25 protein-coding genes and 1 tRNA gene are annotated in these 21,270 nt (G+C 38.9%); 15 read left to right on the top strand and 11 right to left on the bottom strand.

All coding sequences use genetic code 11. From position 1 onward, the window contains the following. Positions 1 to 44 precede the first annotated feature (44 nt). The 9 genes from D0T60_RS13015 to purU form a co-directional block, all read right to left on the bottom strand. Positions 45 to 524, bottom strand: coding sequence for a ferritin (locus D0T60_RS13015; protein WP_163218542.1), 480 nt, complete (start codon positions 522 to 524; stop codon positions 45 to 47). 205 nt (positions 525 to 729) lie between these two features. Next, positions 730 to 1,890: a diaminopimelate decarboxylase gene (lysA, locus tag D0T60_RS13010; protein ID WP_163218541.1), complete on the bottom strand. Its 1,161-nt coding sequence runs from the start codon at positions 1,888 to 1,890 to the stop codon at positions 730 to 732. 21 nt (positions 1,891 to 1,911) lie between these two features. Further along, a complete protein-coding gene (locus tag D0T60_RS13005; RefSeq protein ID WP_163218540.1) occupies positions 1,912 to 3,228 on the bottom strand; it encodes an aspartate kinase in 1,317 nt (438 codons plus the stop codon). Between the two features lie 5 nt (positions 3,229 to 3,233). Then, positions 3,234 to 3,953: a cell division ATP-binding protein FtsE gene (locus D0T60_RS13000; RefSeq protein ID WP_163218539.1), complete on the bottom strand. Its 720-nt coding sequence runs from the start codon at positions 3,951 to 3,953 to the stop codon at positions 3,234 to 3,236. Next, entirely contained in the window at positions 3,938 to 4,549 is a 612-nt protein-coding gene (gene hisIE, locus D0T60_RS12995) for a bifunctional phosphoribosyl-AMP cyclohydrolase/phosphoribosyl-ATP diphosphatase HisIE (protein WP_163218538.1), read from the bottom strand. Before hisIE ends, D0T60_RS13000 begins: the two co-directional genes overlap by 16 nt. A gap of 24 nt (positions 4,550 to 4,573) precedes the next feature. Continuing rightward, positions 4,574 to 5,329, bottom strand: coding sequence for an imidazole glycerol phosphate synthase subunit HisF (hisF, locus tag D0T60_RS12990; RefSeq protein WP_163218537.1), 756 nt, complete (start codon positions 5,327 to 5,329; stop codon positions 4,574 to 4,576). A gap of 71 nt (positions 5,330 to 5,400) precedes the next feature. Beyond that, the gene (gene hisA / locus D0T60_RS12985) at positions 5,401 to 6,120 is read right to left on the bottom strand and encodes a 1-(5-phosphoribosyl)-5-[(5-phosphoribosylamino)methylideneamino]imidazole-4-carboxamide isomerase (protein ID WP_163218536.1); all 720 of its coding nucleotides are present in this window, start codon (positions 6,118 to 6,120) and stop codon (positions 5,401 to 5,403) included. Positions 6,121 to 6,163: 43 nt separating this feature from the next. Then, complete coding sequence (gene hisH / locus D0T60_RS12980; protein ID WP_163218535.1) at positions 6,164 to 6,757, bottom strand: imidazole glycerol phosphate synthase subunit HisH; 594 nt, start codon at positions 6,755 to 6,757, stop codon at positions 6,164 to 6,166. After that, a complete protein-coding gene (gene purU / locus D0T60_RS12975) occupies positions 6,758 to 7,612 on the bottom strand; it encodes a formyltetrahydrofolate deformylase (protein WP_203558339.1) in 855 nt (284 codons plus the stop codon). A gap of 362 nt (positions 7,613 to 7,974) precedes the next feature. On the opposite strand from purU, the gene D0T60_RS12970 reads away from it, so the two are divergent. The 15 genes from D0T60_RS12970 (at position 7,975) to D0T60_RS12900 (ending at position 18,208) form a co-directional block, all read left to right on the top strand. Next, positions 7,975 to 8,048 (top strand) — tRNA-Asp (locus tag D0T60_RS12970). Between the two features lie 298 nt (positions 8,049 to 8,346). Beyond that, on the top strand, positions 8,347 to 9,447 hold the full coding sequence (locus tag D0T60_RS12965; protein ID WP_163218534.1) for a site-specific integrase: 1,101 nt from the start codon (positions 8,347 to 8,349) through the stop codon (positions 9,445 to 9,447). 327 nt (positions 9,448 to 9,774) lie between these two features. After that, entirely contained in the window at positions 9,775 to 10,365 is a 591-nt protein-coding gene (locus D0T60_RS12960; protein ID WP_163218533.1) for a TetR/AcrR family transcriptional regulator, read from the top strand. A 6-nt stretch (positions 10,366 to 10,371) separates the two neighbouring features. After that, a complete protein-coding gene (locus D0T60_RS12955) occupies positions 10,372 to 11,100 on the top strand; it encodes a hypothetical protein (protein ID WP_370524510.1) in 729 nt (242 codons plus the stop codon). 12 nt (positions 11,101 to 11,112) lie between these two features. Further along, on the top strand, positions 11,113 to 12,084 hold the full coding sequence (locus D0T60_RS12950; RefSeq protein WP_163218532.1) for an FAD:protein FMN transferase: 972 nt from the start codon (positions 11,113 to 11,115) through the stop codon (positions 12,082 to 12,084). 62 nt (positions 12,085 to 12,146) lie between these two features. Then, positions 12,147 to 12,872: a hypothetical protein gene (locus D0T60_RS12945; protein ID WP_163218531.1), complete on the top strand. Its 726-nt coding sequence runs from the start codon at positions 12,147 to 12,149 to the stop codon at positions 12,870 to 12,872. A 1-nt stretch (position 12,873) separates the two neighbouring features. Further along, positions 12,874 to 13,404, top strand: coding sequence for a hypothetical protein (locus D0T60_RS12940; protein WP_163218530.1), 531 nt, complete (start codon positions 12,874 to 12,876; stop codon positions 13,402 to 13,404). Between the two features lie 34 nt (positions 13,405 to 13,438). Then, positions 13,439 to 14,284, top strand: a complete 846-nt coding sequence (locus D0T60_RS12935; protein WP_163218529.1) for an RteC domain-containing protein — start codon at positions 13,439 to 13,441, stop codon at positions 14,282 to 14,284. A gap of 272 nt (positions 14,285 to 14,556) precedes the next feature. Beyond that, on the top strand, positions 14,557 to 15,084 hold the full coding sequence (locus D0T60_RS12930; protein ID WP_163218528.1) for a dihydrofolate reductase family protein: 528 nt from the start codon (positions 14,557 to 14,559) through the stop codon (positions 15,082 to 15,084). A gap of 39 nt (positions 15,085 to 15,123) precedes the next feature. After that, a complete protein-coding gene (locus tag D0T60_RS12925) occupies positions 15,124 to 15,588 on the top strand; it encodes an N-acetyltransferase (RefSeq protein ID WP_163218527.1) in 465 nt (154 codons plus the stop codon). Positions 15,589 to 15,649: 61 nt separating this feature from the next. Beyond that, positions 15,650 to 16,090: an NUDIX domain-containing protein gene (locus D0T60_RS12920; RefSeq protein WP_163218526.1), complete on the top strand. Its 441-nt coding sequence runs from the start codon at positions 15,650 to 15,652 to the stop codon at positions 16,088 to 16,090. Positions 16,091 to 16,254: 164 nt separating this feature from the next. After that, a complete protein-coding gene (locus D0T60_RS12915; protein ID WP_163218525.1) occupies positions 16,255 to 16,743 on the top strand; it encodes a cysteine hydrolase family protein in 489 nt (162 codons plus the stop codon). A gap of 47 nt (positions 16,744 to 16,790) precedes the next feature. Further along, positions 16,791 to 17,201: a hypothetical protein gene (locus D0T60_RS12910; protein WP_163218524.1), complete on the top strand. Its 411-nt coding sequence runs from the start codon at positions 16,791 to 16,793 to the stop codon at positions 17,199 to 17,201. A 358-nt stretch (positions 17,202 to 17,559) separates the two neighbouring features. Continuing rightward, on the top strand, positions 17,560 to 17,877 hold the full coding sequence (locus D0T60_RS12905) for a helix-turn-helix domain-containing protein (protein ID WP_239059563.1): 318 nt from the start codon (positions 17,560 to 17,562) through the stop codon (positions 17,875 to 17,877). Beyond that, the gene (locus tag D0T60_RS12900) at positions 17,870 to 18,208 is read left to right on the top strand and encodes a helix-turn-helix domain-containing protein (RefSeq protein WP_163218523.1); all 339 of its coding nucleotides are present in this window, start codon (positions 17,870 to 17,872) and stop codon (positions 18,206 to 18,208) included. The genes D0T60_RS12905 and D0T60_RS12900 overlap by 8 nt, the downstream gene beginning before the upstream one ends. 124 nt (positions 18,209 to 18,332) lie before the next feature. Here D0T60_RS12900 and D0T60_RS12895 read toward each other — a convergent pair whose 3' ends face one another. Next, positions 18,333 to 18,860 (bottom strand): antirestriction protein ArdA, encoded by a 528-nt coding sequence (locus tag D0T60_RS12895; RefSeq protein WP_163218522.1) that lies wholly within the window; start codon positions 18,858 to 18,860, stop codon positions 18,333 to 18,335. Between the two features lie 569 nt (positions 18,861 to 19,429). Beyond that, on the bottom strand, positions 19,430 to 21,270 hold a 1,841-nt coding region (locus D0T60_RS12890), incomplete at its 5' end, for a type IA DNA topoisomerase (protein ID WP_239059562.1).

Here is a 21,270-nt window from a genome sequence, read left to right as displayed (position 1 = left end):
ATCCCTTCATTATTTAATACTGCCTTTAATACAGTACATTGTTTTTATCTTGCACCAAGCTCATTATTCACAAAATAAAGCCCTGCATCACCTGCAATTTTTATTCTCTTAACAATGCTGCGTGCTGTAGCTTCTTCTTCTACTTGCTCATTTACAAACCAGGATAAAAAGTCTTGTGTGGCATAGTCTTTCTCATTTTCTGCCATTTCTACAAGTTTATTAATCATTTCAGAGACTCTTTTCTCATGCTCAAAGGTATGTTCGAAAGCTTCGAGGGGAGTTCCCCAACCGGTTGGAACAACATCCAGCTTATCAAGTTTCACAGTGCCTTCACGGTCAATCAGGTAATCGGCCAATTTATAAGCATGTTCCATTTCTTCTTGAGATTGCTTTTTCATCCATGACGCGAACCCGGTGTATCCTTCTTTTGCTAAATAATATGACATTGACAAATAAAGGTTTGCAGACCACATCTCTGCATTAATTTGCATATTAATCGCATCTTGTAGTTTTTTTGAGATCATAATCTTTTTCTTTTTAAGTGTTATATGTAGATTAACAAATCACAAGATCCTTTGTTCACAAAACACCGAACAAACTTAGATAAAGATTACGATTCATTATCGAGCCTAATAATACTGAAGTATAAACACAGAGACACAAAGAAGCGGAGTTTTAATTATTCTCTGCGTCTTTGTGTCTCTGTGTTCAACTTATTTTAGAGAAAATCTAAATAAATTCTTCCGAAGTATAACCTTGAGGTAATTCGCGACAGTTATAAGTACTTGCCATAATCTCACCATAAGCACCGGCAGAACGAAGAGCAATTAGATCTCCACGTTTTACTTTATTCAGGTCAATGGCTTTTCCGAATACATCGGAAGATTCGCAAATAGGTCCTACCACATCATAAGCCTCTACAGGTTCTTCCGAAGATATATTTTCTATTTTATGAAAGGCCTGATACAATGCCGGACGAATAAGATCCGTCATACCGGCATCCAACACAGCAAATTGCTTGTTGGTTCCTTGCTTCACATAAAGTACACGACTAATTAAGCTTCCGCACTGACCTACAATGGCTCTTCCCAATTCAAAATGCACCGTCTGTCGAGGGCGAAGCTTCAAGTGCTGGGCATACGTAGCAAAATATGCAGCAAAGTCCGGAATAGATTGACGGTTAGGATGTTTATAGTCAATACCTAATCCACCTCCTACATTGATATGTTCTACTATAATCTGACGGGCAAATAACTTTTCCTGAAGTTCATTCACACGATTACATAAAGCCACAAAATCGCTCATATCTAATATTTGGGAACCAATATGGAAATGCAATCCGACAAACTTAATGTTCGACATCGTAAGGGCTACATCTATCACCTTATCCATATCTCCCATACTGATACCGAATTTATTTTCAGCCAGTCCGGTAGTAATGTTTGCATGTGTATGAGCACCGACATTCGGATTAATACGGAAAGCCACATTAGCCACTTTTCCTTGTACGCCTGCAAGTTCATTAATGATTTCAAGTTCAGGTATAGACTCTACATTGAAACAGAAGATGCCATATTCCAAACCTAAATTAATTTCCCAGTCGGCTTTGCCTACTCCTGCAAAAACAATTTTATTGGCAGGAATTCCGGCTTTAACGGCAGCACGTATTTCACCACCACTCACACAATCGGCTCCAAGACCGCTTTCTCTGATAATTGATAAGACCTTATGGTTAGCATTTGCTTTCACCGCATAATGAACACTGAATTTTTCATACTTTGCGGCTTCTTTATTTACTGTATTCAAAGTTTCGCGCAGCACCTTTGTATCATAGTAATAAAAAGGTGTTCTTACATCCTTGAACTTTTCTACAGGAAACGCTCCTTTCATATTCTTTTTCAATTATTATAGTTAGCTATTGAACAAAACGTCACTCAAAGATTGAAGTGCAATTTTCTTATCAGATTCGCGAATCAGGAAAGAGATATTATAATTACTTCCTCCATAAGAAATCATACGAACCGGAACATCTCTCATGGCATCCAACGCTTTTGCTTCGAAGCCTACATTTTCCCATTCCAAATCACCTACTACACATACAATACACATGTCTGTGTCTACTGTAACTGTACCGTATTTTTTCAGATCATCTACAATTTCATTTAAATGACGAGGGTTATCTATGGAAACAGAAACTCCTACTTCGGAAGTACAAACCATATCAATAGAAGTTTGGTAACTTTCAAAGATCTCAAATACTTTACGAAGGAAACCGTGAGCCAGCAACATGCGACTTGATTTAATCTTAATAGCCATGATATTATCTTTTGCGGCTACTGCTTTAATCTTTCCTTTTTCGGTATCGTTAGAAATTAATGTTCCCGGAGCAGTTGGCTCTATTGTATTTAATAAACGTACAGGAATATTAGCGTATTTAGCTGGCTGAATACAAGTAGGATGCAGAATCTTCGCGCCGAAATAGGCAAGCTCTGCTGCTTCTTCAAAATGCAACTGACGGACAGGTGCTGTTTTATCCACAATACGCGGATCGTTATTATGCATACCGTCAATGTCAGTCCAAATCTGTATTTCGGAAGCATTCACTGCGGCACCAATCAAAGAGGCTGTATAATCACTGCCTCCACGTTGCAGGTTATCTATCTCGCCATACGCATTGCGGCATATAAATCCTTGTGTGATATATATTTCTGCATCCGGATTAATTTCCAGTTGCACCTGCAATTTATCTTTGATATAGATAGGATCCGGTTCCGAGTTTTTATCAGTACGCATAAACTCCAAGGCAGGAAGCAATACCGATTTCACGCCAGACTCCAACAAGTAGTTGTTCACCATAGCAGTAGAGATAAGTTCGCCTTGTGCCAACACTACTTTTTCTTCGAACAGTGTAAAAAGATCCTTTGTGAAGGAACGAATATAATCGAAATGAGATTTTATAATTTCAAGGCCTTTTTGTTTATACTCATCTGTTGTATAAAGCTCATCTACATGGACTCTGTATTTAGCTTCCAGTCTGTTGATGACCTCATTGGCACCATCCGGATTCTTTTTATACAGGTAATCCGAAATTTCAACCAAAGAATTTGTTGTCCCCGACATTGCTGAAAGGACTACTATTTTTCTTTCACCATCGGTAATTAATTTGGCAACTTCTTTCATTCTCTGAGCAGATCCAACCGAAGTTCCTCCAAACTTTAAAACTTTCATTTTCGTTACTGTGTTAAAATATTATCTATTAATTTTCCTTTTTCGGTAAATTCATCCGTTACATCCGAAATCCGGTGTCCTTCGCATCGATATACTTTCCCCGGGAATTCTTTCAATAACTGCAAATTATGAGTAGACATGATTACTGATGAACCGGATAAACAAATGGAATGCAGCAAACCTGCTATGGATCTTCCTGTTTCCACATCCAGATTGCCGGTAGGTTCATCGGCTAAAACAATTTCGGGAGAGTTCAATATGGCACGTGCTATCACAATGCGTTGCTGTTCTCCTCCGGAAAGTTCATTAGGCATTTTATACCCTTTATTTTGCATACCAACTTCTAAAAGAACTGACTCTATGCGTTCTTGCATCAATTTCTTATTCTTCCAGCCGGTAGCTTTAAGTACAAACATCAGATTGTCATAAACTGTACGGTCTGTCAGCAGCTGAAAATCCTGGAATATTACTCCTAACTTACGTCTGAGTTGAGGGATATGTTTCCGTTTAAGCTTCTTCAGGTTAAAATTTAAAACCTCTGCTTCTCCGGAAGCTATATCCAGTTCGGCATAAATCGTTTTCAGCAGACTGGACTTTCCTGTTCCAACCTTACCTATCAGATAGATAAACTCACCTCTGCCTAATTGGAGATTTACATTCTCCAATACGCAGTGTTCCTGCTGATGTATCTCTACATTCTTATATCGAATCAGTGTTTCTTCCATGAATCACTATGTCTCACCATTAACTCTTTTACTAAATCTTCAATGCGATATCCTTTGGATGTAAGCATTACAATGAGATGATAAATCATATCAGACCCTTCATAGATCATACGTTCATCAGTTCCGTTCGTTGCTTCGATAATCATTTCTACAGCTTCTTCTCCTACTTTCTGAGCCATACGATTGATTCCGGATTCGAAAAGGCTTGTTGTATATGATTTCTCCGGCATTTCCGCCTTGCGTTTATTTATAAATTCCTGCAAATGCTTCAGGAATAGAATATCTTCTTCATTCTTTTCGCCCCAACAGGTATCTGTTCCTGTATGACAAACCGGACCCACCGGATTTACTTTAATAAGCAACGTATCTTTGTCACAATCTTCTTTGATAGATACTACCTGAAGGAAGTTTCCACTCTCCTCTCCTTTTGTCCACAAACGGTTCTTTGTACGACTAAAAAACGTTACTTTGCCGGTTTCCACAGTTTTGTCGAATGCTTCTTTATTCATGTAGCCCAACATCAATACTTTAGAAGTATTATCATCCTGTATAATTGCCGGAACAAGTCCGTTCATCTTATTAAAGTCCAAATCCATTTCTATATTTATGTTTTAAAGGGATTATAATCTTATACTTATACCTTCTGCGCAAAGATACGATTTTAAATCCGGAATTTTTATTTCTCCAAAATGAAAAACGCTGGCAGCCAGTGCCGCATCCGCTTTTCCGAGCGTAAACACATCGCGGAAATGTTCTGGTTTTCCTGCTCCTCCGGAAGCTATGACAGGTATTGACAAACGATTATGTAATTCGGCCAACGCCTCATTGGCATAACCGGTTTTAACCCCATCATGATTCATACTGGTAAACAATATTTCGCCGGCTCCACGCTCCTGAGCTTCGGAGGTCCAAGCAAACAATTCCTTGCCTGTTTCCAAACGCCCCCCGTTAAGATAACATTTCCATCCTTCCTCTGTCTGCTTAGCATCTACAGCCAATACACAAACCTGAGAACCAAAGTGCTTAGCTATTTCATCAATCAGTTGGGGATTCCGGATGGCCGAAGAATTTATTGATACCTTATCGGCTCCTGCATTTAGCAAACGATCTACATCACTTAACTCATTTATACCCCCTCCCACAGTAAATGGAATGTTTATATTGGCAGCAATACGAGTAACAAGCTCCGTAAAGGTTTTGCGCCCTTCGTGACTGGCAGTGATATCCAGAAAAACCAATTCATCAACGCCTTGTTCGCTATAGGCTTTGCTCAACTCCACAGGATCGCCTGCCTGACGCAAGTTTACAAAATTTGTTCCTTTTACAGTTTGCCCGTCTTTTATATCTAAACAGGAGATTATTCTTTTTGCTAACACAATTCTATTTACTTTTTAATGGTTTACTTTTTACGATTAGAACTGCCATAAATATCCTATATGTTTCCTGACTATAGGTAATCATATAATTCTTTCATGGTAATATGTCCTTCATAAAGCGCCTTTCCAAAGATTACTCCGGGGACTCCTGCTTTATCCAAAGCTATTATATCGGCCATACAACTTACGCCTCCGCTTGCTATTAAATAAAGATTGGAGTATTCTTCAAGAATTTCTTTATACAATTCAATAGAAGGTCCTTCCAACATACCATCTCTGCTGATATCTGTACAAATCACTTTTTCCACTCCTTTATGAATATAATCTCCCAGAAATGGGAAAAGTTCCTGAGCCGTTTCATCCTTCCATCCATTTACGGCAATCATTTTATTCTTTACATCAGCTCCTAAAACAATTTTTCCGCTACCATAATGCTCCAACCATTTCTGAAAGAGCGCTGGACTTTTTACTGCTAAACTACCCACTGTAACCATTTCGGCACCATTATCAAAAGCGAGCACCAAATCTTCATCACTCTTTATTCCGCCCCCGAAATCAATTATCAAAGAGGTACGAGAGGCTATCTGCTCCAGTGTTCGATAATTTACGATATGATGAGAAGCTGCCCCATCAAGGTCAACTACATGTAAACGACAAATACCATTTGCTTCAAACTCTTTAGCTACTTCCACCGGGTCTTCATTATAAACCTTCTTGGAAGCATAATCTCCTTGAGAGAGGCGTACACATTTTCCGTCGATAATATCAATGGCTGGAATTAGTTCTATCATTTTGAGTTTATAGTTTTGAGTTTATAGTTTTTAGGAGAAGGGATTAGAGTTCTAAGAAGTTTTGCAGAATCTTACTACCCACCGAACCACTCTTCTCCGGATGAAACTGCGTAGCATAAAAGTTATCTTTATGCAATGCCGCACTAAATGGAAGAATGTAGTTTGTTTGCGCAGCAGTATAATCGTTCACCGGCACATAGAAACTATGTACAAAATAAACAAATTCATTTCCACTGAATCCGTTGAACATGGAGCTTTTCAAATTATCTATTGTATTCCAGCCTATATGAGGCACTTTATCTTTGTGGCGTTTGGGTATAAAAAGCTTCACATCGGTATCAAAGATGCCTAATCCTTCCACTCCCCCTCCTTCTTCCAAAGAACGACACATTAACTGCATGCCTAAACAAATGCCCAATACCGGCTGACGAAGTTCTTTTATGAGCTTATCCAACCCGGTCTGCTTTAAATGCTTCATGGTTGTTCCGGCCTCTCCTACTCCCGGAAAGATTACTTTATCGGCAGATAATAACTCTTCTTTATCTCCTGTAATAACAGCATCAACCCCCAAACGCTTTAAAGCGTAATCAACAGAGCGAATATTGCCGGCATTGTATTTAACAATAGCTATTTTCATCTAATTAAATATAACTGTCTTATTTTTATAGGCCAATACTTTGCGTTCGATATGCTTTTGTACGGCTCTGGAAAGTACAATTTTCTCCAAGTCTTTTCCTTTATTCACCAAATCGGTAATGGTATCTTTATGTGTAATACGCACTACATCCTGCTCAAGGATTGGGCCGGCATCCAGTTCTGTTGTTACATAATGGCTGGTTGCACCAATAATCTTCACCCCTCTTTCATAAGCTGCGTGATAGGGCTTGGCACCCACAAAAGCCGGTAGGAAAGAATGATGTATATTGATAATTCTATTGGGATAGCTCTCAATCATTTTCTCGGAGATAATCTGCATATAACGCGCAAGTACAATGAAACTAATACGATGTTCTTTCAATAATTCCATTTCTTTTTGCTCTTGCTCTTCCTTATTCTCCTTAGTGATTGGAAATACATAGAAAGGAATATTAAAGCGATCGGCCACATGTTTCATGTCCGGATGATTACTGATAATCAGTGGAATTTCCACATTCCACTCTCCGGCAGTATAACGTGCCAACATATCATACAAACAGTGAGACATTTTAGAAACAAAGATAGCCATACGAGGTTTCACATCAGAAAAATACAGCCGAAAGTTCATCTCATATTTTTGTGCGTAAAGTGTTTCGAAGTAATCTTCTATTTTCTCTTTGGGAATCAGGAAGCGATCCAACTCCCACTCAATACGCATAAAAAACATATTTTCCACATGATCTACATACTGATCAAGGTAGACGATATTTCCTTTATTCACTGTAATAAAGTCTGTTACTTCGGCAAGAATCCCGGGTTTATCAGGACAGTGCAATAACAACTTTGCTGTATTCATAATATATATGAGTTATATCGTTGATTTGTTGATAATTTATTCTTAGTTCGCAAAAATAGCTAATTATTGCCAAAATACATCATTCAAGAACAAGAAGTTTAAAATAAAAGCGCATAAGATTGCAGATAGAAAGATTTAAATACTCATTTCAAGCAAAAACACTCATCGAGAGATATATTAAAAAACTCATTAATCTGTTAGCTCATATTCGTTATTTCATAGCATTCACAACAAAGAATAGATACTTTTACAGAAGATGATGATATTATTTCTCTAAAAAAGCATTTATTCTTTTGCATAATTCAAAAAAAAGCATACCTTTGCATCCGCAATCGAGAGAGATTGCTTTAAAAGCAAATTTTGGTTCGGTAGTTCAGTTGGTTAGAATACCTGCCTGTCACGCAGGGGGTCGCGGGTTCGAGTCCCGTCCGTACCGCGGAAAGCCTAAGTCAATAGGCGCCAAAAAAGAGACAAGTCCTTCATATTCAGTGAATATGAGGGACTTTTTTTATTTATGTTGTCTTAGGAAAAAGCCAAAATAAAGCCAAAAAAAGACATTTAGTGTGTCCCATTTCATACCCCAAACCAAAAAGGGACACAGGGGGTACGAGAAATCAAAGAAAAAGGGGTACGAATTGTCCAAAATTGGCAGTGTGTTGTCGGGAATTGGCAGTCTGCATAAAACTCATTAACAGATAGTTTACTTTAATTTTGTAACATTAAAAAATGAGTTTATGAAAAGTACATTTAAAGTTCTTTTCTTTTTGAAAAGAGACAAGCAAAAATCCGATGGCAGTGTTCCTATCATGTGCCGGATTACAATCGACGGACAAATAAGCCGTTTCAGTACCAAATTAAATGTGCATCCTAAATCATGGGATGTAAAGTCGTCAATGGCTCTGGGCAGAACAAAAGAAGCTGTCGAGATAAATACCTTTCTGGAAACAATTAAAACAGGCTTATACAACGTTTACCATGATTTACTCACCAAAGAGAACAATGTTAATCCTGATCGGGTTAAAAATATCTTTCTTGGTCTTGAAATTAAAAACCAAACCGTACTCGAATTATTCCAACGGCATGTTGATGATATCGCTAAATTGGTTGGTATAAGCAGGGCAAAAGGTACACTTCAAAAATATGACGTAGCCCGTAGGCACATGGCTAATTTTATTAAAGAGTATTATAATGTTGCTGATATTTCTTTGAAAGAGGTAAATCACTCCTTTTTGAGAAATTTTGAAGTGTACCTAATGACAAGCTGCAAATGTAAGGAAAATACTACTGCTAAATTCTTACAGCGATTCCGCACTATTATTCTTTTCGCCAAAAATAACGGTTGGATTCACATTGATCCTTTTGCCAACTATAAAATAAAGTTTAAGAAAGTCGATAGAGGCTATTTAATGCAAGAACAAATAGACGAAATCATGAAGAAACAATTCTCTTCTGAACGTTTGGAGCGAGTAAGAGATATCTTTATTTTTAGCTGTTATACCGGACTTTCCTATATAGACGTAAAAGGATTGGATGAAAGTAATATCCGCATTTCATTTGATAATAATTTGTGGATAATGGGGAAACGTGAAAAGACAGGTACAAGCTACAATATTCCATTACTCGACATTCCAAAGCAAATTATTGAGAAGTATAAAGGGACGATGCCCAATAAGAAAGTTCTCCCTGTTCCAAGCAATCAAAAAGTGAATGAATATCTCAAAGAAATCGGAGCTGTTTGCGGTATTGACAAAGATTTAACATTTCATCTTGCAAGACATATAAAATCCTTCAATCATGTGTATTTCAACGCATTGCAAAGTCGAATTTGCAGATAGGTAACGATTTAGAAACCAGCTATCATTATTCGCTGATTAGCTTCGTTTTCAACAATATATTAAGAGCGACTTAATAGATACAAAGATACGCAATTATCCCTATATTGCCAATATTCTTATAATATATTATCTCCTACTATTGAGGAATATATTCTTTTATTTCCCCCACAATAATTCTCCTTACAAATCATAGTTTATCGGTAATAGAAAGCACTTTATTATCGACTCACTTTTTATCATCAGAAAAAAAGTCAAATAAAAATTTTGTTGTGACCGAATAGTTACATATCTTTGTGCCCGGATGGTCACAAATAATAAATGTATGATATGGTAAAAGAAAGGGATCGGCAACAGTCCGAAGAAAAATTGATTAATGCTGTCGGAGAATTAATAGAGGAAATTGGTTTTGAAAACCTCGGAATTAATCAGGTTGCAAAAAAAGCAGGGTTTTCCAAGAATCTTATCTATCGGTATTTCGAATCGTTAGACGGTCTTATTTATGCTTACATGAAAAAGCATGATTTCTGGGTAAATGCTTATGATGCGAAGCCTAACACCTCTGATATTAAAGCATATCTGAAAGAATTTTATCGTCGGGAAATAGCCGAATATAGAAGAAGTATTGCCCTGAAACGATTAAGAAGGTGGGAACTGTCCACAGATAAAGATTTTGTGGTGGAAATCCGCGCTCAACGCGAAAAAAACGGAGTACGATTCATGGACGCAATGTCCGGCTTTGCTAAAATAGACAAAGAAAAACTGCAAGCCATATCCGCCCTTATGGACGCAGGAATAGCCTATTTAGCCATGTTTGAGGACAACTGCCAAATGTATAACGGCATTGATATTCAAAGCGACAAAGGCTGGGAGCAGATAGCTAAAGGGATTGATATGCTTATAGATATTATGATAAAGTAATTTGTAATGAAAAAAAGAATTTTAAGCATGACTTTAGCATTAGCAACATTGGGTTGCAGTGGACAAAGCAATCAAGCTCTGGAATTTGGTAGTGGTAATATCAAAGTTTCGGTAGAACAAGGCAGTGAATGGTTGCATGACTTTCCTTTGTTTTGGTTCATAAAAAAGAAAAATGCTCCGCAAATTGCAATGTGGATAGAAGATTTAGACGGAAATTTTCTTTCCACAATCTATGTCAGTGAAAAGCTGGCTAAACAATCATGGACAGCAGCCGGAGGGAACAGGCGCAAAGAATCTCTTCCCTGTTGGAGTTACGCACAAGGCAAACAATATGCCGATGGGCTTTATCTCCCAACTAAAGATGAACCATTGCCCGATGCAGTAACAGGTGCAACTCCTAAAGGTAGTTTTACGACAAATATTCAAATGGATGAAGACATAAAACTCTTTGTGATAAAATGTGAGTTTAATCATTCGGTCGATTTTAATAAGTTCTATCCAAAAGATGCCAAAGAAGGAGATTCTAATTATTCCGGTGGTAAAATGGGAAGCGGTCAACCTGCAATCGTTTATCAGGTAATGGTAGATTTGAATAACAAACAGAGAGAATTCAAAGGCGAACTTATTGGTCATAGTAGTCCTGATGGTTCCGACGGGAAAGTATATTCTGATACCTCCCAACTAACTACAGCTTTGGATATTATTAAGGGCATTACTGTTTATATTAATCAATAAACTCATTAAGCTATGTTCCCTTTCTTATTATATGGTTCTGCTGGATGCGATGAAAAAAGCCAATACCATGTATTGTCAGGTCAAAAGCATACTTATTACAGGGTAACTTATAACCACCCTCATGATTTGAGTGAGGGTATCCGGTTTATCTATGATGTTTTCTATGAATCGCTCAACCCATTCGATCCGCAATCGACTATATCTAAAGTGAACAATAATGAAGAAATTGCTCTTGACGAAATTTTTATAGAAGCATTTACTCGCTCGATAGAGCTTGCAGAGAAGACAAAAGGAGCATTCGATCCGACTTGTTCGCCATTAATCAACTTGTGGGGATTTGGTTTTGAAAAATCAAAAGAGCCTTCCGATAGTTTAATTAATGAAATAAAAGAATATGTCGGTTATGATAAGATTGTGTTTAAAGATGGATTTGTTGTAAAGAAGGATTCCCGTATTCAACTAAACTTCTCCGCTATTGGGGACGGATTTTCATGTGATATCATTGCCAGCTACCTCGACAGCAAAGGCGTGAGTGACTATATGGTTGATATTGGCGGCGAGATTGTGACAAAAGGTAAAAACAAAGCGGGTATAGATTGGTCTGTCGGAATTATCAAACCGCCCAAATGTTTGGGAGCGGATAAACCTACCGAATTTGAAACAATTATTCGCATGAAAGGCAGAATGGCTCTTGCCACTTCTGGAAACTACAATAATTATCGCATGAGAAATGGAAAGCGATATGGACATGCGATTAATCCGGCGACGGGGTGTCCGGTAGATAACCGCATTTTAAGCGCGACAGTTATTGCCCCTGATTGTATTACCGCTGATGCTTATGCTACGGCAATCATGGCTGTCGAATCGGAAAAACTGAATGAACTACTGCAAGTAGACAGCACATTGGAATACTATATCATTTATTTAGATGAACTGGATAATTACAGCATAATAAAGTCCAAAGGAATAAAAGCATATATGTGACATTTTTTTACCTGCAATGTGACCGATTGGATACATTTTTAATAACATAAAACAAAAGAGAAATGAAAGCAAAAATTTTAGTAGTAGCGGGCATTACAGCATTGGGAATGCTGACCTCGTGTGACAAAGATTTAATAAGCTACGATCAAGGAGATATTAAAGTCTTCGTAAAGAAAGGTGATGAGTGGTTACATGATTTTCCGGCTCTCTTGGGAATAAACAAGAAGAATCCACCCCAAATTGCAATATGGGTTGAAGATATGAGTGGTAATTATATGACTACAATCTATGCTACCCATAAAATAGCGACTGAATCATGGCAATCCAATGGGGGTAACAGACGGAAAGAATCATTGCCGGTATGGTGTTACGCTCGTGGGGTTCAGTATTCGGACGGGTTATACTTACCGACAAAATCAGAACCTTTGGTTGACGGTATCTCCGGTGCAACACCACATGGAAGTTTTGATGTAAAAATGCGTCCTATTGGTGATTTGAAACAATTCGTTGTGAAAATAGAGCTGAACCATTCTACGGACTGGAACGATAATTACCCCAAAAACGCAAAAGAAGGGGATGTAAATTATTCAGGCGGTAAAGAAGGGAGCGGACAACCCGCCGTAGTTTATTCGGCAGAAATAGACCTTGATTCCAATAAGAAGCAATATTCGGCAACAATCATTGGGCATAGTAGTCCTGACGGAAGCAATGGGAATATTTATTCTGACACATCTTCTTTGACATCCGCATTAAACATCGCAAAAGAAATAACCATTAATATTCAATGATATGAAACGATTTATCTTTATTATACTTCTGTGTATTGCAGTTAGTAGCGTGAAAGCGCAAACCAATGGCGAAAGTAAAATATCTTTCGCAACGACTATCGGAACGGGATTATCCATGAGTACACCGTCCTCCACTCCTTTCACATGGCAGGTCTTGGGGTATTACAAGCTGACCGATAGATGGTCTGCCGGAGTAGGAACGGGCTTATCATTTTATGAGAAAACGCTTATCCCTGTGTATGGAAGTGTAAGGTTTCAAATCGGCAGGGAAAGAAAGTTTACGCCTTATGCCGAATGTGCTACCGGATATTCTTTTGCCCCGTCCGATAATGCCAACGGCGGATATTTCATGAATCCCTCTATCGGGATTCAATACCCACTAAAAAACAAAATGAAACTGCAACTGGCTGTCGGTTATGAGTTACAGGAATTAGAACGGCTGAAAAAACATACTGATAGCTTCTTCCTGAAAGAGTTTGAGGAGAAGCTAAGTCATCATTCTATTTCTTTTAAGATAGGTTTAAGATTCTAATGATTTAGACAACTTTCATTATTCAGATACTCTTATGAAAGATAAAATAGAAAAAATAGTCAGCGAGTTGAGTGCTTCAATTCAAGTAGGAGAATTGGAATTGTATGATATAGTTCAAAACACTCCGTCCATGATATTGACGATGGAAAATACTTTTGAAGAACTGAAAGCAACGGTTTCGGAGTACGAGTTTCCAACCCGACAGGAGGAAATAACATTCTTCAAAGAAACCAAGCCCAAAGCGTTCAGTAAGTTGATATATCTTCGTAAGATATATTACCTTGAGGTCAATCGCCCTGTTTCAAACTATACTACCATAAGAACATATTTGGAAAAAGAGCATAACCAAATAAACGATTTCTGTAATAAGAATACTGAATTTATTCAGTATTACCGTTCAGGACAGAACTGTTTTGACGAAGTTTATTTTTTAAGAGGTCGCCACGAAATAGATTTGAATCTGGAAAGCTTCTATTTCGAACGAGACCCCAAATTTTCTACCAACTTCGATTTTAAGGTCGCTAAATTACTTGCCAATGATATGTTGGCGGCTTATCTGAATTGCGAGTTGTCGAAATTGAAATATCAGGAAGAAAACGGCTATCAAATAGATGATGAACTACCTTTGGCAAAATGGACGGACAAGAAAACGGCACTCGGAGAGATTATTTATGGTATACATGAAGAAAAGAGCATCAATGCGGGAATGATAGAAATAAAAGCATTGGCAACCATTTTCGGACGAATATTCAAAGTCGATTTGAGTGACATTTACCACATCTTTTTAGAAATCAGAAGTCGTAAAACTAATCGGACGGAATACCTGAGCCGCTTGATCAAAGCGTTGAACCGCAGAATGGATGAGGCTGATAGCAGATGAACCGATTAAATATATTATCTTTGTATGCGTAAAATAAAGAAACATAGAAGTATATCAGATACTTCATAAGTATATAACATAACGTTCACTGAACGTCTCGGCATAGAAAACTGGTAATTTTTTGAAGAACGAGGCGAAATGTGCAATGTTCATGCTATACGAAAGTATAGTGTGGACTTGTTTGTTTCGTTCTTCGGGTATACCAGTACCTCTATGTCGGATCAATGCAAGCTCCACACTTCTTTTTTATAATATAGCAGAACATTAAAATCATGAAGAAAATAAAATTATACATAGCAACTTCCATCGACGGGTACATTGCCCGGAGCGATGGCGATTTAGATTGGTTAATGAAATATCCCATTAACTCGGAAACAAATTACGGATATGATGATTTCTACAAATCCATTGATACGGTTGTCATGGGTGGACGGACATATAGGGACATTCATAACATGGATGTTACTTGGCCGTACAAGGATAAGGAAACGTATGTAATAACCCGCAATCCGCTGGGAGCAAAAGAAAATATCCACTTTATCACAGAAAATGTGATTGAGAATATATCCAATCTCCGCAATGAAAACGGAAAAGACATTTGGCTTGTCGGTGGCGGTAAAATAACAGCCATGCTGCTTAATGAGAATATGGTTGATGAAATGATAATAACCGTTATTCCTGTTATTCTCGGAAGCGGAATCTCCTTGTTCCCCGATAATCCGAAAGAATCGTGTTGGGAATTGCAAAGTAGTGAGAGTTATAAAAATGGAGTTGTACAAATGGTATATAAAAAGCCATAAAGTCTATTTCAGCACTTTTAAAACAAAAAAAAACGAGGTATGAATCTAAAAATAAGCAAAGTAACAGAGAACTATCCTTATGACCTGCTTCTATTGGCGGACGAAACAATAGAAGGAATTAACAAATATCTTTTCAACTCAAATGTATATGTCGCTAAACTGTCTGATAGTGATACTTCTATTGGTGCATTTTGCATGTACCCTATAAATGTTGACACAATAGAAATAATGAACATAGCTGTTTCAGAACAATATCAAGGCACGGGAATCGGCAGTCAGTTGTTAGCAGAATCATTTAGGATTGCCGAAGAGCAAGGTTATAAAGAAGTTATTGTCGGAACAGCTGATTGCGGGATAAAACAAATACGTTTTTATGAAAAGAACGGATTTGTTAAATATGACATAAAGAGGAATTACTTTACGGATATTTATGACACTCCAATCTATGAAAATGGCGTTCAAATGAAAGATATGGTAATGCTAAAAAACAGCTTGGGGAAGTAAGGTTTGCACAATTACAACTATTGATGGAACACGATTACGTTTTTTTTAATAGATAGGAAATATGCAGAAAAGCAGTTACATATTACCAGCTATTGCTGTAATTATTTTCAATGAAAAAGGAGAAATTCTTTTGCAGAAAAGAAGAGATACCGGTAAGTGGTGTATTATCAGCGGACACGTAGAATACGGAGAAACGATTGAGAATACCGTAATAAGAGAAATTAAAGAAGAAACTGCTTGTGATGCTATTATCAAGCGTCTTATTGGAATTTATTCAAGCCCAAAATCTCAAGCCTATTACTATCCTGAAAGAAATGTACAGTATATCACGTCTTATTTTGAAGCCAAGTTGACAGAAAAGATTCAGTCAAACTTTTCAAATGAAGAAACGGAAGAACTTAGATTCTTTCAGTATGATAGGTTGCCTGATAACATGGGACAGTTAAACGAAAACTGGCTTCATGATGCCCTTAGTAAAAGCATTGTTCCCTTTATAAGGTAAACGAAGCTATGCAAAAGAAATTTTCTAATATGTAAATAGGCAATATCAGAGAAATCAGGAACAGAGATAAAGGCTTCTGTCGAATAAAACCAATATCTTTGTGCCTGAAAAGAAATGGATGAACTAAGTATAAACCGCCCAATAAGGACGCAAAACATAAGAAAATGAGTAAAGCATTGGTAGTAATAGATATTCAAAATGATATAACAAAGAATTACAAGGAAGTAATCGGCAATATAAATACAGCCATCGACTGGGCGACCAGTAATGGTATTCACGTTGTTTATATAAGGCACGAAAATTTATCAGACGGTACAAGGACTTTCAAACCAAATACACGTGGGGCTGAATTAGTTCCAGATATGAAAATAGTATCGGAGAATATTTTCACGAAATACAAAGGAAATGCATTGACCAGTGAAGAGTTCGCAGGCTTTATTCGTAAAAACGGAATAGATGAGTTCTACATAACAGGAGCAGATGCTATTGCTTGTGTTAAATCAACCTGCTATAACATGAGTAAGGCTGGTTATACGGTTAATGTCTTGTCTGATTGTATTACGAGTTACGACAAAAGGAAAATTGATGAGATGCTTCATTATTACGAGAGTAAAGGCTGCAAAATAATTAGCTTGAAAGACCTGTTGTTATGACAACAAAAGCCACAGTAACGAGACGCAGAAACTGTATATGATTAAGTATGGAAATAGACTTAAACATTTTGGGATATAAATTCACACATAAACCTTTGTTGATCGGCGGAAAAGCAATGGAATATTATGGCTTGCGTAAATCCGGGTTAGATATTGATTTTGTAGTACATAGTGAAGACCATGAAGCACTAAAGAATAAATATCCAAATAACATCAAGGATCTGTGTGGTGATATCGGAATATGCGAATATAGTTTTGAAATGTGGAACCAAATATGCACGTTTGATTATGATTATCTGAAAGAAAACGGTGTAGTTGAGCAGAACTATATTGCGATTTCTTTAGAAAAATTATTATTCTTGAAGGCTTTGGCAATGGAACTTCCGAAGTATCACAAAGATTTGGAATTAGTTGTTGAACTAATACTGGAAAAAGCATATAAACAAGATAAACGATGAAGTTGACTTTTGATGAAATAGAGAATACAACGGGAGTTAAGATAGATCATTATTTTCTAATAGCAAGCAAGAATTGATTCTGTATAGATATTCCCAAGTTTTATTGATCACGTCATAAATATATCAAACATCCAAGTTCACCCAACTTGGGTGTTTGTCTTTTTAGGGGTATTTACACTATTTTTCACTTGATTGTCTTACTGGCAATGATGGCTAAAAATGACAATAAAAAGAGTAATTATTTATACAATAGCATATTACCGTTAAATCGAAGAAAATTCGTACCCAACTTGGGTAAACTTGTGAAATCGACATTTCATTACTTCCGACCTTTGCATCGAATCAATAAGTTAGGAACATGAAAGTAATAACCATAGAATCGGAAGCCTATAAAAGTTTGGTGCGAAAAATCGAACGTATTCATTCCGAAATGAAAAAGCAGGCGAAAGAGAACGCAACCCCGCAACCCAATCCTTCGGAAGTTTGGGTAAGCGATCAAGAAGCCGCAACCATATTGCAAGTGAGCCGCCGCACCATGCAGCGATTACGCAGTAATGGGAATATAACCTATTCAATTAGGGGAAATAAAGCGTGGTATACGCTGGCAGAAGTCAAACGGTTGCTATCCGGTCGTGTGGTAAAAACGATAAACAAGAAGGAGGCAAGCCATGAGTGAGGAAGACGAAGGATTGAGAGATTGGATGCGAGAATGGTTCGAGCAATTCATGGGGCGTTTCGACCGATTGGATAAGTTTATGGATATAATGAGCGGACGGCATAACGTACTGAATGGCGAACGGCTACTGGATAATCAGGACTTGTGCCAACTGCTGAACGTGAGTAAGCGAACTTTGCAGCGTTATCGTTCTGCGGGTGAATTGACCTACATCACTATCCATCACAAGATATTTTACACAGAGAAAAATGTAGAGAAATTTATCCGCGACCATTTTTCCAAAGGTGATAATAATAGCGAAACAGAACTTGAACCAAAACCAACTGGTTAGTTTTTCTGATTTATCCATTGTTAAGACCCCGTTTTGTCGTGAGATAGAGCGGGGTTTGTTATTTATGACTGACAGACACTAAAAAAGGCGGATTGCTCCGCCTTGAAAACCGTTTCCGGTAAGTTTATGAGTGCCGGAACACATAACCGTCATCGAACCAGTAGTCGGTCATAAACAAATCGCGGGCGAACTTTTCATAGTCGAAGTAAGTTTTCGCAAATTCCGGCAGGTCGTAGCATTCTTCAACGACTTCGTAGGCATAATCTTCTTCATCCTTGTATGCGCCCTGAAAGTCATCCTCGAAAGAGGAAATCAGGTCGTTTATATCTTTGGAACTAAGATCGTAGCTTTCGTGGTTCAGCCAGACCTCGAATGCCTCTTTTTTCGTATCATCCATATCGTCTATGGCTTCGATAATTTCAAATATGTTATCGGACAGCCAGCTTTCACCTATTAGACCGGAGGGTATATACTCCCAATCCTGAAACATCAGTTCCGGATCTTCCTCGTCTTTGTGCAGTTCACGGCAAGCCTCGTAAAATTCTTCTTTATCGGAGTAATCCGAAAGGTCTAACCACTTACCGAAAATTGAACCTTCATTATACTTAGCGTAAGTTCCTACATAAATCCGTGCTTCTGATATATTTTCCATAACCTTAATTTTTAATCGGCATCTGCCGGGTTGATTTTTTATTCAGGTGCATTTCCGGTGTAGGAATTAGGGCTGTCAAGTATTCACGGATAAAATACTACCCTGAACTTATGCGGCGTGGAGATTTTTCCGGGAACCTGCAAGGCTTGTACTTTACTGACCGTTAAGATTCCGTAAACACCTTTGCGCCATGATAGAAAATAACCCACCGGGGCAGTTGCCGTATGCATTAAGGTGGAAAATGAAAGAAGCCGGATTTTCAATGCTTACGCCTATGGATGATGGTTCTTATTTAATATAATGTGGTTGCCTGCCGTAACCGATAAAGAAGATAAAAGAGGCTGCCGTATCAACCTGACGAAAAGAGAGCCGTTAATAGTAAAAGATTGGGAATACCCGATTTATAGGGGGAAAACGATGTCGCTTTATTTATAAATGCGAGCCTTTGATATGGACGAAAAAAAGGCATCCGAAGCCTTGCCCCGGATGCCCACCACTAAAAGATCAATGTTAAACGACTATTCCGAATCGTAAAACAAAGTCTTTCAGTGGCAAAGATAATGAAGATTTTACTTAGAACGTCGTTTTTTGCTACCTCCTTTAATTTGCGGGAACTCAAAGACTGTTTTATAGTCCGCATCAAATTTGATTGCTGCCTCGAAAGTATTTCCGGTCTTACTGCTTACGAAACCTTTAATAAAGGCGGTCTTGCCGTTCATGAAAAGGTCTGTCAGTTGCCCGTCCGTCAGTTCCTTTTTAGCAATGGAACGCCATACGGTAAGCCCGCAGTTTTCATCCTGACACTTGGCGACTTTATTGTAGATAACCACATTCCCGCTCTTGCATTTCGGGCAAGGGCATGACTGGCGGTTATCCTGCCGCTCAAAGGTCATATCAAGCAATTCGGACGTTATCTGTGAAGCATAAACCTCTATTGCTTTATGGAATGTCGATGCCTCCATATCGCCCGATGCGATCTTATTCAGGGCTTGTTCCCACTGCCCTGTCATGGCGACGTCCGCAATCTTTTTGTCCTTCACCGCCAGATAGACTACCAGCCCTTTGTTTGTCGGGACAAGGGATTTCTTTTCACGGGTGATATACTCGCGGGAAAACAGGGTTTCAATGATAGCCGCGCGGGTAGCGGGTGTTCCGATACCGCAGTCTTTCATCGCTTCGCGTTCTTCTTCGTTCTCTACTTCCTTACCTGCGCTCTCCATCGCGGCCAGCAATGAACTCTCCGTGTGAAGCGGTCGGGGCTTGGTCTGCTTCTCCTGAATTTCGCAATCGCGGACAGATAGACTATCGCCTTCAATGAGGGCGGGTAAAACTGTCGTATCGTCCTCATCGTTTGGCTCGTCCTTAGAGTTAAACACTGACCTCCAACCGGGGACGAGCGTAACGCTCCCTTTGCAGGAGAAGTGTACGCCGCCCGCGTCAAGCGAAACGGTGGTGTTCTCTTTGATGCAACGTTCGCCGAAGGCTTCAAGCATACGCCCGGCAACCATATCGTAGATAAGCTGTTCATCTTTGGATAATCCGGTAGCCGGATCTTCCGTAATAATCAGCGCATGGTGGTCGGTAACTTTCGTATCGTCCACCGAACGGGTATTGAGCGTTGTATCGAATCTGCTGTCAATATACGCACCAAAAAGAGGATGCGAGCGAAGCGTAGCGATCAGGTGCGGTATTTCCTCCAGTACGTCTTCGGAGATATAACGGCTGCCTGTTCGTGGGTACGATATTTTCTTCGCTTCGTACAATGCTTGCGCTATCGTCAGGGTTTTATCTGCCGAAAACCCATGTTTGCTATTGGCTTCCTTTTGAAGCGTGGTAAGGTCGTACAAAAGCGGTGGTTCTTGTTTGACCTCCTTACGTTCCACGCCTGTAACCTTAACTGCTCCGGCAGTTTTGACCTGTGCCGTTATTTCTTCGGCAATGCTTCGTGTAACGAATTTATCCACCGAAAGGGCAGGAAAAGCCACAGCATCTTTCGCCGTATGGAGTTTCAGGCGGAAATAGGTTTGCGGTTTGAAATCCTTGTTTTCAAGGTATCGGCTGCAAATAATCGCCAGTGTCGGGGTCTGTACCCTGCCGAGCGACCAGACACCATAACCTGCCGAAATAGAAAGCGCCTGACTTGCGTTAATGCCGACAAGCCAATCAGCGGTACTGCGGGCTTTCGCCGAAGCATAGAGGTTATCGTAATCACTTCCGGGACGTAGGGTTTGGAAACCGTCTTTGATTGCTCTGTCGGTAAGTGAGTTAATCCACAAACGGCGGAACGGAAGTGAACTGCCTATATACTCAAATATAGTAGGCTCGGCACCCGGCGCCTTGCCGCCTTGCGACGGTAGGTTTCCGGGAGCCTGCCCCCGAACCGTACGTACAAGTCTCCTCGTATACGGCT

Source organism: Bacteroides sp. 224 (genome assembly GCF_010500995.1).
GTDB lineage: Bacteria > Bacteroidota > Bacteroidia > Bacteroidales > Bacteroidaceae > Bacteroides.
This window is presented reverse-complemented; position numbering and strand designations above follow the sequence as displayed.

What these genes read in the sequence shown, in the direction of transcription:
- D0T60_RS13015 (WP_163218542.1), bottom strand. Translation starts at nt 524, where the DNA reads ATGATCTCAAAAAAACTACAAGATGCGATTAATATGCAAATTAATGCA.
- lysA (WP_163218541.1), bottom strand. Translation starts at nt 1,890, where the DNA reads ATGAAAGGAGCGTTTCCTGTAGAAAAGTTCAAGGATGTAAGAACACCT.
- D0T60_RS13005 (WP_163218540.1), bottom strand. Translation starts at nt 3,228, where the DNA reads ATGAAAGTTTTAAAGTTTGGAGGAACTTCGGTTGGATCTGCTCAGAGA.
- D0T60_RS13000 (WP_163218539.1), bottom strand. Translation starts at nt 3,953, where the DNA reads ATGGAAGAAACACTGATTCGATATAAGAATGTAGAGATACATCAGCAG.
- hisIE (WP_163218538.1), bottom strand. Translation starts at nt 4,549, where the DNA reads ATGGATTTGGACTTTAATAAGATGAACGGACTTGTTCCGGCAATTATA.
- hisA (WP_163218536.1), bottom strand. Translation starts at nt 6,120, where the DNA reads ATGATAGAACTAATTCCAGCCATTGATATTATCGACGGAAAATGTGTA.
- hisH (WP_163218535.1), bottom strand. Translation starts at nt 6,757, where the DNA reads ATGAAAATAGCTATTGTTAAATACAATGCCGGCAATATTCGCTCTGTT.
- purU (WP_203558339.1), bottom strand. Translation starts at nt 7,612, where the DNA reads ATGAATACAGCAAAGTTGTTATTGCACTGTCCTGATAAACCCGGGATT.
- D0T60_RS12965 (WP_163218534.1), top strand. Translation starts at nt 8,347, where the DNA reads ATGAAAAGTACATTTAAAGTTCTTTTCTTTTTGAAAAGAGACAAGCAA.
- D0T60_RS12960 (WP_163218533.1), top strand. Translation starts at nt 9,775, where the DNA reads ATGGTAAAAGAAAGGGATCGGCAACAGTCCGAAGAAAAATTGATTAAT.
- D0T60_RS12955 (WP_370524510.1), top strand. Translation starts at nt 10,372, where the DNA reads ATGAAAAAAAGAATTTTAAGCATGACTTTAGCATTAGCAACATTGGGT.
- D0T60_RS12950 (WP_163218532.1), top strand. Translation starts at nt 11,113, where the DNA reads ATGTTCCCTTTCTTATTATATGGTTCTGCTGGATGCGATGAAAAAAGC.
- D0T60_RS12945 (WP_163218531.1), top strand. Translation starts at nt 12,147, where the DNA reads ATGAAAGCAAAAATTTTAGTAGTAGCGGGCATTACAGCATTGGGAATG.
- D0T60_RS12940 (WP_163218530.1), top strand. Translation starts at nt 12,874, where the DNA reads ATGAAACGATTTATCTTTATTATACTTCTGTGTATTGCAGTTAGTAGC.
- D0T60_RS12935 (WP_163218529.1), top strand. Translation starts at nt 13,439, where the DNA reads ATGAAAGATAAAATAGAAAAAATAGTCAGCGAGTTGAGTGCTTCAATT.
- D0T60_RS12930 (WP_163218528.1), top strand. Translation starts at nt 14,557, where the DNA reads ATGAAGAAAATAAAATTATACATAGCAACTTCCATCGACGGGTACATT.
- D0T60_RS12925 (WP_163218527.1), top strand. Translation starts at nt 15,124, where the DNA reads ATGAATCTAAAAATAAGCAAAGTAACAGAGAACTATCCTTATGACCTG.
- D0T60_RS12920 (WP_163218526.1), top strand. Translation starts at nt 15,650, where the DNA reads ATGCAGAAAAGCAGTTACATATTACCAGCTATTGCTGTAATTATTTTC.
- D0T60_RS12915 (WP_163218525.1), top strand. Translation starts at nt 16,255, where the DNA reads ATGAGTAAAGCATTGGTAGTAATAGATATTCAAAATGATATAACAAAG.
- D0T60_RS12910 (WP_163218524.1), top strand. Translation starts at nt 16,791, where the DNA reads ATGGAAATAGACTTAAACATTTTGGGATATAAATTCACACATAAACCT.
- D0T60_RS12905 (WP_239059563.1), top strand. Translation starts at nt 17,560, where the DNA reads ATGAAAGTAATAACCATAGAATCGGAAGCCTATAAAAGTTTGGTGCGA.
- D0T60_RS12900 (WP_163218523.1), top strand. Translation starts at nt 17,870, where the DNA reads ATGAGTGAGGAAGACGAAGGATTGAGAGATTGGATGCGAGAATGGTTC.
- D0T60_RS12895 (WP_163218522.1), bottom strand. Translation starts at nt 18,860, where the DNA reads ATGGAAAATATATCAGAAGCACGGATTTATGTAGGAACTTACGCTAAG.